This is a genomic window from Paenibacillus polysaccharolyticus, from assembly GCF_900102085.1.
In the GTDB taxonomy this organism is placed as follows: domain Bacteria; phylum Bacillota; class Bacilli; order Paenibacillales; family Paenibacillaceae; genus Paenibacillus; species Paenibacillus polysaccharolyticus.
Window position 1 is genome coordinate 16,097 of sequence record NZ_FMVM01000010.1, and the last position, 13,670, is coordinate 29,766.

General features: G+C 43.8%; 9 protein-coding genes. 7 read left to right on the plus strand and 2 right to left on the minus strand.

Annotated elements, in window-relative coordinates; all coding sequences use genetic code 11:
* The first annotated feature begins 258 nt into the window (after positions 1 to 258).
* Both BLQ13_RS14795 and BLQ13_RS14800 read left to right on the plus strand, forming a co-directional pair.
* The gene (locus tag BLQ13_RS14795; protein WP_167375740.1) at positions 259 to 645 is read left to right on the plus strand and encodes a LysM peptidoglycan-binding domain-containing protein; all 387 of its coding nucleotides are present in this window, start codon (positions 259 to 261) and stop codon (positions 643 to 645) included.
* Between the two features lie 205 nt (positions 646 to 850).
* The gene (locus tag BLQ13_RS14800; protein WP_090921166.1) at positions 851 to 1,426 is read left to right on the plus strand and encodes a hypothetical protein; all 576 of its coding nucleotides are present in this window, start codon (positions 851 to 853) and stop codon (positions 1,424 to 1,426) included.
* Positions 1,427 to 1,568: 142 nt separating this feature from the next.
* Here the strand turns inward: BLQ13_RS14800 and BLQ13_RS14805 are convergent, their stop codons facing one another.
* Positions 1,569 to 2,486: a phosphatidate cytidylyltransferase gene (locus BLQ13_RS14805; RefSeq protein ID WP_090921168.1), complete on the minus strand. Its 918-nt coding sequence runs from the start codon at positions 2,484 to 2,486 to the stop codon at positions 1,569 to 1,571.
* 98 nt (positions 2,487 to 2,584) lie between these two features.
* Between BLQ13_RS14805 and BLQ13_RS14810 the strand changes: the two genes are divergently transcribed.
* The 3 genes from BLQ13_RS14810 to BLQ13_RS14820 all read left to right on the plus strand — a co-directional run bounded on the left by BLQ13_RS14810 (position 2,585) and on the right by BLQ13_RS14820 (position 10,870).
* Complete coding sequence (locus BLQ13_RS14810; protein WP_090921169.1) at positions 2,585 to 3,133, plus strand: hypothetical protein; 549 nt, start codon at positions 2,585 to 2,587, stop codon at positions 3,131 to 3,133.
* Positions 3,134 to 3,337: 204 nt separating this feature from the next.
* Positions 3,338 to 7,366 (plus strand): S-layer homology domain-containing protein, encoded by a 4,029-nt coding sequence (locus BLQ13_RS14815; RefSeq protein ID WP_090921172.1) that lies wholly within the window; start codon positions 3,338 to 3,340, stop codon positions 7,364 to 7,366.
* Between the two features lie 285 nt (positions 7,367 to 7,651).
* Positions 7,652 to 10,870, plus strand: coding sequence for an S-layer homology domain-containing protein (locus BLQ13_RS14820; RefSeq protein WP_167375741.1), 3,219 nt, complete (start codon positions 7,652 to 7,654; stop codon positions 10,868 to 10,870).
* 204 nt (positions 10,871 to 11,074) lie between these two features.
* On the opposite strand, the gene BLQ13_RS14825 is transcribed toward BLQ13_RS14820, so the two are convergent.
* Positions 11,075 to 11,644 (minus strand): GbsR/MarR family transcriptional regulator, encoded by a 570-nt coding sequence (locus BLQ13_RS14825; protein WP_090921176.1) that lies wholly within the window; start codon positions 11,642 to 11,644, stop codon positions 11,075 to 11,077.
* A 200-nt stretch (positions 11,645 to 11,844) separates the two neighbouring features.
* Here BLQ13_RS14825 and BLQ13_RS14830 point away from each other — a divergent pair, with 200 nt between their 5' ends.
* Positions 11,845 to 12,720 (plus strand): carbohydrate ABC transporter permease, encoded by an 876-nt coding sequence (locus tag BLQ13_RS14830; protein WP_090921178.1) that lies wholly within the window; start codon positions 11,845 to 11,847, stop codon positions 12,718 to 12,720.
* 50 nt (positions 12,721 to 12,770) lie between these two features.
* On the plus strand, positions 12,771 to 13,625 hold the full coding sequence (locus tag BLQ13_RS14835; protein ID WP_090921732.1) for a carbohydrate ABC transporter permease: 855 nt from the start codon (positions 12,771 to 12,773) through the stop codon (positions 13,623 to 13,625).
* The last annotated feature ends 45 nt before the right edge of the window (positions 13,626 to 13,670 follow it).

Consider the following 13,670-nt stretch of genomic DNA (forward strand, 5'->3'; position numbering starts at 1 on the left):
GGCAGAATCACACGTCCCATCGCCGAAAATCAGGCATCTATTCTCGAATTGAAACTTTTGTTCAGTCGGCCCGAGCATTGTTCAGAATTTGTTTAGAATGAAGTGATAACATAGACCTATGTATACGATTAAAAGGTAGTAATATGTGCCTATTTGTCTTTAGAGAGAGATAAAAATTATGTTGTTAAGTGAAGTTATATAGGCAAGCGAGTTGAAGATTGACGAAAAAGGAAGATAACAATCGGGGGTCAGATGGAAATGAAGTATTCCACGTACAAAAGCATTCATGAACCTGAGCAGGTTCTAAGAACCAAGCCGGAATTCTCATATGAAAAACACGCTTCAAGGCTCTTTCTACGAGATCAGATCACACGCCCGGCGATGATTAAGCTACTCATTACGATGAGCGTATTCATTGCTGGTTGCAGTGTAGTATTCAAGGCATCGGCGGGAGATCAGCCTGTGCTACTGAATGAACAGGTTGTTGTATCTTCGGGAGATACCTTGTGGAGTATATCTCTTGCGAACAAACCGGATCAGATGGATACTCGGATTTATGTTGAAGCACTCAAAGATACAAACCAGTTGTCACACGGTACCATTCAGACAGGACAGGTGCTGGAGTTGCCGCAATTCCAACATTAATGATAAGAATTGATACACGTCTGATTCCCATCTTTTTGCATGAAAACTCATACACTCATCACTACAAAAGAACAAGTGCAGTCTGGAATTTTAAAATCATTTACATATTATGGAGCTTCATGAGGGACGATATGGTGTAGTGATGAATAAGGTTCTAATCTGTGTGTGAGAATTATGCAAGAAGAACGAAGGGAGAAGATGGAGTATGAAACAGGGGATCAAGAGATCTGCACTGTATACTGCTGTGTTATGTATGGTCATTATTATTAGCGCCTGTGGCGCCAAAAATAATAAAGAGTCTGTACAGGAGCACGCTTACCCGCAATCCAAGCAACCGATCGAGGAAGCTGGACAGGGATCTATACCTAATGCAGAGGCCAAAAACAAAAATGATCAGAATAGCGCAAAAGGTGAAGAGGGCAAGATGCAGACGCAGTCTAACGCAGCGGCAATGTCAGAGGATATTGATATTGTCATTGATCAATCGGATAAACCGAGTGAAGGCAACAGCTTTGATTTTGCGATCAAACAAGTGCCCAAAGGTTACAGCCTAACGGAAATGCGCTGGACATCCAACACGGTAACGATTGTGAATACGATGCAGGAAGCGATAGAGCATGGCGGGAACGGAGAGGACGGCTTTTATTTTAGCGGCAATGGACAGTTTTCAGGCTTTATCTATTCGGACGAGATGAAGGGTGAACGCGGAAAAGCCACATTTGTATTCACCAATGATGAGGGTAATATGCTGATGGCCGAGAAGGAGATTCAGTTGAAGTAAGCAAAGAACGACCAGGAGACGGAGAAACATAAATCATTGTACGGATATAAATAAAACGGGAAAAGCAGCCATAGGGCTGCTTTTTGATGTTCATCATCGTTAGCTTAGAAGTTGTTTTTTTACGATGAATAATAGACCGTTTCTACATAAATTCAAAGAAATAACGAACGACGTGAAACATGACCGGCGAAGTGTAGGTGAGACTGTCGACCCTGCTGAGATAACTTTTTTTGAGTGCATCCGACTTGTTGTCATCCCCGATGAGCAGATCCCGTTTCAGCACAGATACGGTGAGGCTGCCGAAGAATCCGGCAAGGCCAATCAGTGCCCCGATAAACAACGAAAATGGCCAATCAAATGGTGTCAGGTAGGGATAGATGAAATAGGAGGCCGCCGTCGTGACCAGGAATGCACACACAAACCCTTCCCAAGTGATAAAAGGATTGGCTGTAGGGACCACTTTTCGTTTGCCCAAATACAGAGATACGAGATAGTGCACCACATCATTAAGCTGTGTTAGCACAACGAGGAACAACACCAGTTTCGATCCGTACTCGGGTGAGGCAAACGGAAAATAAGCGAGATGACTTAATCCAAACACCATGAGCATGAGTCCCCACTGGGTGGAGCTGACACTACGCAGGAATCCGATCGTTCCCTTGTTGATCAGACGTGGCATGGGCAAGACGAGAAATACATAGAGCGGAATAAAGATGATGAACATGCCATACCACCCAATGTATATCCAGTAAAATTGCACCGGGATTGCGAGATACGCCCATAGAAATAGACGGCGGTCGGCTTTGCGGGTGTTACGGATCATGGAGAAGTATTCCTTCAGCGAGAAAAATGCCAGCACCATGAGCGAGATCAGCGAAACGATAGGATTAAACAGGGTAGCGAGGCAAAAGATGGCCAGCATGCCCCACCAGGTTTTGATTTTTGTCCCAATGCCCGAATAATCCTTGTCTGGCTGCAGTTTGGCAATCACTTTGTACACAATATGTATAACGAGTAGAGCTGCGAAAATCAGAGTTAATGTCAGTAGAGAGCTGTTCATGTACGAAGATCACCTGCTTATTCAATGTAAGATTCCATTATAGGGTACCTATGTTATTATGAAGGAATAGTGCCAACTTGATAAGGGGAAATATGAGGATGACCGACGAACGTTCGATTTATATTTTGCTGACGAATACAGGTACGTTGTTTACAAGAGTCATTCAGACTTACACCAAAGCACCGTATAATCACGCCTCCATCTCGTTCGACCGGGAATTAACGGAATTGTACAGCTTCGGTCGCAAACATCCGAGCAATCCGCTGAGCGGTGGGTTTGTGAAGGAAGATATCCAGACAGGGACGTATAGTAAATATCCGAATACGACATGTGTCATCTACGAGCTCCAGGTTACGGAGCGTGAAGTGGAAAAAATGAAACGGGTGCTGCACATTTTCATTCGCAGCCGCCAGAAATATATGTACAACCTGCTGGGGGTTCTTGGTATTACACTTAAGGAACAGGTGGAGTTCAGCAACTCTTATTTTTGCTCACAGTTCGTAGCTGAGATTCTGCAACGCTCAGGGATCAAGCTGTGGAACAAGCTACCTGCACTTGTGACACCGGATGATTTTCGCCAGTGCGAGCAGTTGAAGCTGGTGTATGAGGGGAGACTGAGGGAATATCAGGTGAAGCCGGACGGTTAAGCAGGAATTTCACCAATTTTTTTTTTTGAGAATGATGAATTTTGACGAAAAATATGAAGGAATCCACTCTGTTTTCAACTAAGGAGTGGATTTTTTTCCTTTTATTATCATTTCTTGTTTAGAATCTGTTTATTGTTGTGTTCTAAAATAGGTCCAAAGATATAGGCATAAGGATCAAACATGAAATGAGAGGAGAGCGAAGCCTTGTTTAGAAAGATCGTAAGTTTTTTGTTGGTGGCTGTAATGTTGCTTCAGATTGTAAGTCCTGGAGGTGTGGTGAGTGCTCGATCTTACCCATACGAACTTTTAAACATGGAGAGACAAGGGTATGATGATTCCAACCCTGGCGAAAAAATAGCTAATGTTCGTCATTTGCTTGAAGAAGGAGAATTGTTACAGCTGCCTCAAGGTTACGCAACATTAAGCGAAGATCAAAAGAATGAGATTGCAAGAGGCATGATTATGCTGATTCCACTAGATGTGCAATATGATAGTGACAATCAGGCTGTATATGCATTTAATCTAATTTATAACGTCAGTGTAATGCCCGGACAGTTCGAGATTGAGACCTTAGGCCAAAGAATGGAATATGTATACAATTTGCTAGGGAAGTGGAACTCCTATTTCCCCGGTGTCGACAAGGCAGAATGGACACAAGCTGCATCTCGTTATATGCATCTGAATGGTGCGGATTGGACGATGTTTATTGATAATATATTGCTATACAATATTGTTTTCAAAAACAGTTCTGTTACGATCTACCATAATAGCCAGCTCGCAATGTTATATGAGAAACTTAATGATTACAAAGAGATAAATAAAGCAACGGATATCAACAGTATGAATGAGGCGATCGACTCACTTTTTATAATATATTTAACCTATCTTCCACAAGTAGGGGTGACCGAAGGCGTCCGACCATTTGTATTTAATATGAACAAGATGTTCACCCTTAAGAACGACGACGAAAAAAATGAACTTGCTCAATGGATGCTTGATCACAAGCAAGATGGATATGAAACGGTATCCGATGTGCAAAAAGCATTTGATGCGTTTTTTGAACCAGGGCTGAGAAAGTACAACGAATTAATAAAAGAAGCAAAAGGCAACGCAAACAACTTTATAGCTGATGCTGTTGAACTACTGAGCGATAAAAACTTCATAGCTACGCCTGATTTCAAGCAATTATCCTCAGAGGATCAGAATGATATCGCAGTTTATATACTTAATTTAGATCCACCAACCAGTGAAGGGTACGCCAATAAAGCGCAAGTTGAATACCTCGTGCAGCTAGCTTTAAAGGCGGTTGAATTCATTCATGACATTGGTGGACCGGATGAAATGAATTCACTTGATGAACTATATACGAAGCAAATGCAACAAGTTAACTATCTGGATCAACCTGCCCCTGACAGTATGTTTTATCAGTTTGTTGGTAAATATTCTGAATTCTCAGGCATTGAAAAACGTATCACAGCGGCTATGCTTGAGCTACAACTTAAAAAGGGTCCGTCGTCTGTATTCAAATTATTAACTTCTCTCGATGATGAAGCAAGGTTCACCCCCTTAATTAACAAGGCGCTGACCACTAATGAAATGTTGGGTTCGATGTTCCAATTGAGACAAATTCAATCGGAGATTGCGGACTACAACAAAAACCTAGAACATCCTAAAATGAGCTTTCCGATAGATGTAGAGAAAATAGATGGAATCAAGAAAGATATACAAAAGTCAAATGCACTCGCAGATCACATGATTGCGGAGCGGCCAGATGGGGGGTACGAATCCTTTGTTCAAATCCAGACCGCATTTGACAAATTTTTCTCCAGTGATAATAACACGGATGTATTGTCTGTCTTGAACGCCGCGAGGAAAAGTGGAAATAAAACAGCCATGCGCGAGGCTATGGAAGATCCGGCTTTAGAAATTAAATTTCCTGACGGCTACGAAAATTTAAACCCACAGGTTAGAGATTTCATTGCAGGATTCTTGATCCAATACGTCAGTGAAGATTACGAGAATAAAAATCAGGTTCAACTCATGATTGAACTTGGCATGTTGGCACAATCTGTTTGGGAACAAACGGAGCTTACTGCTTTAAGCAATAAACTGGATCTACTTGCACAAAAGATGGTAGATATATCAGAGTACTTTAACGACCAAGAAGCAGAAGAGTATGGAAGCATTGGCCAAAAATATTTGAAACTCACCAATAAAGTAGACAAAAATGTTTTTGCTTATAAATATCTGTATTCGATGGCCTATGAAAAGTTGGAAGGACTCTACCAAGGAGATATCGTGGAACCAATGGTAGTGTTAGGGCTTTTGACTGCCCCGTATCAATCTATTGAAAAGGCCACCAAAATTGATCCAATGAGTCAGTGGCTCCAAAGTGCTATGGAAGCTCAAATGGAGGGTGAGGCTTTCTTCGACAAATATAATTTTAATCGTACGGGTGCCCTCGACCTATCCAAAAGAGCAGAGCTTAGCGTGGAAGATCAAAAGGAATTGGCACAATGGGTACTTGATGAACAAGACAGCTATGAGGATATTGGTAATTTACAATATGTAATTAATCGTTTCTTCACTGCCCCTAATGTAAAAGGGGACGACGTTAAAAACGAAATAACAGGTCTGAATGATACGATGGAAATTTCATTCGATGGCAAACTGAATTGGATTGATCTGGCTTCCATTCAGAAGTTGGATTTTAGCGGTAACAAAACAGTATGGGTTCGTCATAAAGCGTTTAGTGATGAGTTGCCAGGCCGTGCTGTGAAAATTATCTTTACAGCCAACGGTGACAGCGGTAATGGGAATGGTTCCACACCTAACCCGGGCAACAACACAAGTGGTAACGGTGGCGGCGGATCATCTGCACCAGTAACGTCTACCCCTGCACCAACGACCAAGCAAGAACAGATCGTGGTGGATGTGAACGGTGTTGACGGCACAAACCTGACCAAAACCCCAATCACGCGTACAACCGAAACCAATGGTACGGTTAAAGATTTGGTCAAAATGACAGATGCGCTTGCCAAGGAATCGGTTGAAAAAGCGAAACAATTGGGTAGCAATACGGCACGCATTGTGATTCCAGATACCAAAGATGCTGTGTCCGAGACGCGGGTTGAAATTCCTAAAACAGCTGTCAAAGATCTAAGTGACGGTTCGATGAAACTGGAAATTTCGACCGAAAATGCTATAATCTCCATTCCAACGAAGTCCATTGCCGGATTCGATCAAGACTTGTACTTCCGCGTGGTTCCACTCAAAAAGGAATCCGAGCGCAAAGACTTGGAAGAGCGGGCGAAGAAAGAGCAAGTAATTCAGCAAGTTGCTCCAAATACGAATGTTCGTGTACTGGCTCGTCCAGTTGAGATCGAAACGAATATGCAGAGCCGTGAAGTGACGCTGACTTTGCCACTGGGCAACAGCCTGCCAACCGATGCGGCAGCTCGTCAGCAGATTCTGGATAACCTGGCTGTGTACATTGAACACAGTGATGGTACGAAAGAACTGTTGCGAGGCAAACTCGTGAAACTGGCTAATAACAGCGAAGGCATTGAGTTTACGGTAACCAAGTTCAGTACGTTTACACTGGTTGTCGTAGATGGGCTGAAAGCCTCTCAAAAGACGAATGAGCCATACATCCAAGGTTTCGGTGCCGATTTCCGTCCAGATGCGTTCGTTACACGTGCACAGATGGCTGCAATGCTGGCTCGTAATCTGCCGGGTGAAACAGCAACAGCTACGGCGGCAGGTACAGCCTTTGCCGATGTAGCCGCAACACATTGGGCAACGAGTGAGATTCAAAAGGCACAAGCTGCAGGTATCATGAACGGTCTCAGTGACACAGCGTTTGCACCAGAAGGTTCGATTACGCGTGCCCAGATGGCAACAATCGCGTACCGCTGGTTGCAGAAACAACAAACGAATGCTGTGACTGCGAGTACTTCAGCAACAGCACCAGAAGCAGCGTCCTTTACGGATGTAGCCGCGGATCTGTGGGCAGCCGATGCGATTGCCTATGTGCAGTCCACTGGTCTGATGACGGGTTACAATGATGGTACATTCAAACCAGACAACAAGCTGACCCGTGCAGAAGCGGTAAAAGTGCTGAACGTCCTGTTCAAACGTACACCGCTGACGGGAGTGGCCACGCCATCCTTTAGCGACGTGCCTGCAACCCACTGGGCATATGCAGATATTGAAGCTGCGGCACAGAAGTAATATTTCAAGAAATAAGGCTGAGGGCCACCCATTGGGTGGTCTTTTCCTTTGTATGTAGAGAGTGTGGATTTTTTATAGGTCTTGAATAATGTTTTATACACCGAGAATGTTGAAAAATGACGAAAAAGATAAAGAAAATCGCCGTTTTATGCACTGAAAACAGATTTTTGAGCCCAAATTTACCCATTTGTTCAGAATCCGTTCAGAGATATGTACTACAATAGGCCTAGTTGTTCGACAGAGAGAGAGATAACTATTCAAGCTGTACATTTGAGGAGGAGAACCATGGGCAAGATTCGCAAGTCATTTACTGTATTAATTGTTTCACTCATGCTGCTGCAGGGAGCCTTAACTGGTGTTGTGAGTGCGGGGGCGTCGCCAGAAGAGAATAATTCTACTTCTAACACAAGTACAAATCCACCAATCGAAAATGATTCATCGGATTCAACGACTAATACGTCCACAAGCAATAACAACGAAGTGTCGAATAATATCAACAATACGGAAGAAAACAACAATAATAGTAGCAGTTCAACTACAGAGGGTACGGGTAGCAACAATAACTCGAACTCTTCCAATGAGGAACAAAATCCCCTCGACCCGTTGAATTTAGCAAAAAGAAATCAAGAAGTCGCCGCGGTGCTCGCTGCACTTCAAGATCCAAAGTTGGGAATACAGCTTCCTGAAGACTTTAATCTTTGGACGAATGATGAGAAAGAATCTGTAGCTGAATTCGTTACTCTGATTAATGGTGCAAAAGATTACGTTAGTAAAGATCAAGTGCAGTATATATTAGATATGGCTATAGAGCCGAGAAACCTCTTCGTTTCGAAGGATTTGACAGATATCGAGCAAAGGATCACTGCTTATTTTGGGAAATTTACCAACTTGCCCGTAGTATTTAGTGAGAACATGGATATTAGTATTCAAGATGTTTATAAGATAGGGAAAAAGTATAGTGATTTATCATCTATTGATAAAAAAATATATGCTTATCGTATAGCTTTTTATACAAAGAGAGATGGAATTTCCCCATCTGAATACAGTAATCAACTATCTGCTACATTGTCCACATACTATCCTATTAACAGTACAACTAATAAAACGAATATGTATAATGCACTGGTTCGTCTTCGTTTAATGCAGAAAGAGTCTACTTTATATAACAATGATCCTAATACAGTAGAAACAATGATGCCGTTTTCGCTTAATTTAGATAAGATTGATACACTTAATTATTCAACTTATCGTGAACTCGCACAATGGATGATAGACAAGCGCCCAGCAGAGGGGTACGTAAACTACCAAGCCATACAAAAAACATTTAATCGCTTTTTTAATCCAATAACAGATCCGCTAGAAGAGTTGAATGAGGACCGTGCGAGTAAAACTGAAGCAGAAATCCTTGAAATTATTGAAAGTCCGGAGTGGCTGCAGCTTCCAGAAGGGTTTGAAAATCTTCATCCAGAGAAGCAGCTAATTGTTGCTCGGGCGGTGAAGAGTTTCATACCTGAAAAAAACAATTACGAATCAAAGGATCAAGTGCAATTTGCTGTGGAGATTGGATATAAAGGATTAATGGTATACCTTCAAACAGATACCGCTTCATTTAACCAGCACTTGGAATCCTTATATACTCATTTGAGTAACGTGCCTCAGTATACGACTTCTGATCAATTTGAGTATATTCATGAGCTTGGTCAGAAGTATCTCTCATTATCCAGTATAGATGAAAAATTGTTACTTTATATCGACCGTCGTCTAACTAAAGATGATGATGCCTTGAAAAATGATTCTTATGGGTTTTTACTTTATATGCTTATGAATTATGTGCCCATTAACAATCCGGATGGTACCGGTAGAACGGTAGAAGCACTGAAATATTTGTACTATGTACAGCAATACACAGAAAAACTAGATCCATCCCAGAAGTTTCCTCTGGATTTCAGCAAGATGTCTGGTTTTGCAGATGATGAAGTTAAAATGGGTCAGCTTGCTCAATGGATGCTTGGCAAGAAGACGGTTGAAGGTTATCAGAGCTATGAAGAAATACAGAAGGCATTTAACAGTTATTTTAGTCCAGTAATTAACCCTACAGATCCTAACTCCTCAACTGGAGGCGGGAACACTGGCGGAGGATCAAACGCACCAGTAACATCCACACCTGCGCCAACAACGAAACAAGAGCAGATCGTGGTAGATGTGAACGGTGTTAACGGCACCAACCTGACCAAAACCCCAATCACACGTACAACCGAAACCAACGGTACGGTTAAAGATTTGGTCAAAATGACAGATGCGATTGCCAAGGAATCGGTTGAAAAAGCAAAACAATTGGGTAGCAATACGGCACGCATTGTGATTCCAGATACGAAAGATGCCGTGTCCGAGACACGGGTCGAAGTCCCAAAAACAGCTGTCAAAGATCTAAGTGACGGTTCGATGAAACTGGAAATTTCGACCGAAAATGCTGTAATCTCCATTCCAACGAAGTCCATTGCTGGATTCGATCAAGACTTGTACTTCCGCGTGGTTCCACTCAAAAAGGAATCCGAGCGCAAAGACTTGGAAGAGCGGGCGAAGAAAGAGCAAGTAATTCAGCAAGTTGCTCCAAATACGAATGTTCGTGTACTGGCTCGTCCAGTTGAGATCGAAACGAATATGCAGAGCCGTGAAGTGACGCTGACTTTGCCACTGGGCAACAGCCTGCCAACCGATGCGACAGCTCGTCAGCAGATTCTGGATAACCTGGCTGTGTACATTGAACACAGTGATGGCACGAAAGAACTGATACAAGGCAAACTCGTGAAACTGGCTAATAACAGCGAAGGCATTGAGTTTACGGTAAACAAGTTCAGTACGTTTACACTGGTTGTCGTAGATGGGCTGAAAGCTTCTCAAAAGACAAATCAGCCATACATCCAAGGTTTCGGTGCCGATTTCCGTCCAGATGCGTTCGTTACACGTGCACAGATGGCTGCAATGCTGGCTCGTAATCTGCCGGGTGAAACAGCAACAGCTACGGCGGCAGGTACAACCTTTGCCGATGTAGCCGCAACACATTGGGCAACGAGTGAGATTCAAAAGGCACAAGCTGCAGGTATCATGAACGGTCTCAGTGACACAGCGTTTGCACCAGAAGGTTCGATTACGCGTGCACAGATGGCAACAATCGCGTACCGTTGGTTGCAGAAGCAACAAACGAACACTGTAACAACAACGGATACCACAGGAACAGCACCGGAAGCCACTTCCTTTACGGATGTAGCCGCGGATCTGTGGGCAGCCGATGCGATTGCCTATGTGCAGTCCACTGGTCTGATGACGGGTTACAATGATGGTACATTCAAACCAGACAGCAAGCTGACCCGTGCAGAAGCGGTAAAAGTGCTGAACGTCCTGTTCAAACGTACACCGCTGACGGGAGTGGCCACGCCATCCTTTAGCGACGTGCCAGCAACCCACTGGGCATATGCAGATATTGAGGCTGCGGCACAGAAGTAATTTTTTCAAGACAATAGAATTACAAAGTCCTCGAAAGTAAGCAGGGTACAAAGTGTGAACGATAAAAAGAGCTGTCCCCAAGTCATTCAGTGGCTGGGACAGCTCTTTTACTTATATTCATTTTTAAAAGTATCTTTCGTATATCTACAGTTAACTTACCAAGCCAAATTCCCGTAACTTACGCTCAACCTCGCTGGGGTATTTTTAATCTTCCGGTGTTTGTGGGCCATTTTCATACAGTTTACCCTCTCGCAGCCGATCCACGAATCCTTGAAGCCAGACATAGTATTGCTCTGCATGCTGGAGTTTGTGCAAATCTCGTAATGCCTCTTCCCGTTCTTGTGCAGTTGTATGTTCCGCTAGAATCATGGTTGTCAGGTCAGGGATCACCTCGCGGATGCCTTCCAGCATCACATCCACTTCCCGTTGCAGCTTTAATCCGAAGAAGTTTTGAAACGTGCGAAAGAAGTCGGTCTCCGCCACATATTGATCCTGGCGCTCCTTTTTCTCGTCCAGCTTATAGATCATTTGAGACTCGGTTAACGAACGAACGGCATAACTCATGTTGCTTTTGCTCATATTCATAGAGGTCTTCATCTCTTCCAGCGTCATCGGACGGTCTTCGAAATACATCACACCATACAATTTACCAAACGTATGATTAACCCCATAGAGATCCATCGTATTGGCAATCGCCTCGATGACTCTCTCCCTTAGTACAGACCGATCAGGTAACGATAAATGATTCGGGTTCCCGGCAATTTCTTTTCCCACAATGTCACCTCGGCAATAGAATAAACGTTTCCACGAACATATTCATATTTTACATGACTCCTTCGAATTTTAACACAACCCCGAAATAGATTTTTCAATTCGAATGTACAATCATTTTTGTACAGAAGATTAAACAGGCCAATATATATCTATAAATTGCCAATTGTTAAAGAAAATTTGGACAATAAGGAGTGGGGGAATTGCGTTTGAAATTGTGGAGGGAGTCGGAGGCGGTTCTATTCACGTTGCCTGCTTTAATCCCGCTGTTGATTTTCTGGCTGGGGCCTCTGGGATACATCGTATATCTCAGTTTTACGGACTGGGACTTCATGAGCCCGGACAAGCTGTTCGTCGGGTTGGATAACTACACGTACCTGCTAACGAACTCTGAATTCTATCGATCTTTGAGAGTTACGCTGTTATTCGGACTCGGGAGTGTGATCCCTACGATTGTGGGAGGACTTGCACTAGCGATGCTGATGAATAGCAAAATGAAATCATCCGGTATTTTTCGCACATTACTCTTCTCACCATGGGTGACACCAACGGTTGCCGTATCCATCGCATGGTCGTGGATTTTTGAACCGCAAGTGGGACTAGCCAATCTGATGCTGGGCTGGGTAGGAGTATCACCGATCGGATGGCTCCGTGATATGGACTGGGCACTGGTTGCCGTGTTGATTGTCACCCTGTGGAAGTCCATCGGTTGGGCGATGGTGTTCTATCTGGTAGCTCTACGGAATCTGCCGTCCGATCTGCTTGAAGCAGCTTCCATTGATGGGGCGGGAGCTTGGGACAAGTTCAGAAGCATTACGTTGCCGCTGATCTCACCAACAACCTTTTTCCTTTCGATCATTCTGACTATTCAATCGCTACAGGCTTACGACCAGATTAACGTCATGACTCAAGGTGGACCTGCTGGATCAACTCGAACCTTGCTGTATATGTATTATCAGTCTGCTTTTGAATCGTTTAACGTCGGAGAAGCTTCATCGATCGCTGTAGTTATTATTCTGATCTGCGTGCTGTTATCGGGAGTTTCCTTCCTGCTTGGCAGACGCCTGGTGCACTACTAATGACAATGACCATGCCCAAAAGTAAAACGAGCCAAATGAAGCCCAGAGAGATGCATAAGGCATCCCGTAAAAAAGTAAAAATCAGTGCCATCCTTCGCTATCTGGCACTTGCTATTATTGCACTAGGCACTGCTTTTCCGTTCTATTGGATGGTGATCAGCGGATTCAAAACAAATGATGAAATCTGGCAGTTCCCGCCGACCTTCTGGCCAGAGACATTTCTGTGGCAGAACTACGTGGATGCATGGAACGCCGCACCGTTTGCACGGTACATGCTGAACAGCACCGGGGTCGCCATAGCGATCTGTCTGCTCCAGATTGTGAACTCCAGCATGATGGCATACGCCTTGACTCATATGAAATTCCGCCTTAAGGGCACGTTAACCGGCATCATTCTGGTAGGGTACATGATTCCCAGCACGGCAGTGTATCTGCCTGGTTATCTGGTGTTAAGCGAGCTGAATCTGCTGGATTCCTACACAGGTCTGATCGTATCCAACTGTGTCAGTGTGTTCTCCATTTTCCTGATTCGTCAAGCCTTTATGCAGGTTTCTCATGAACTCGTGGAAGCCGGACAACTGGACGGAGCATCACATTTCCGCATTCTCTGGACGATTATTGCGCCGCTCGTTCGCTCCAGCTTCGCCGTGATGGTGCTGATTACATTCATCGAGCAGTACAACAACTATTTCTGGCCGATGCTCATCACCAAAGATCCTGATCTACAGCTGGTATCTGCCGGGTTGCGAAGTTTCTTCGTGGAGGGCGGAGCTTATGGCCTGGCCTGGCCGCAAATTATGGCAGCAAGTGCGTTTACCATCGCACCGTTACTGATTCTCTTCGTGTTCACCCAGAAAACGATCATGCAGAGTGTGAACATGACGGCTGGCGTAAACAAGAATTGATATGCTTCACCTTTTGTCTAATAAAGTCACCCAAAAACAGGAGGA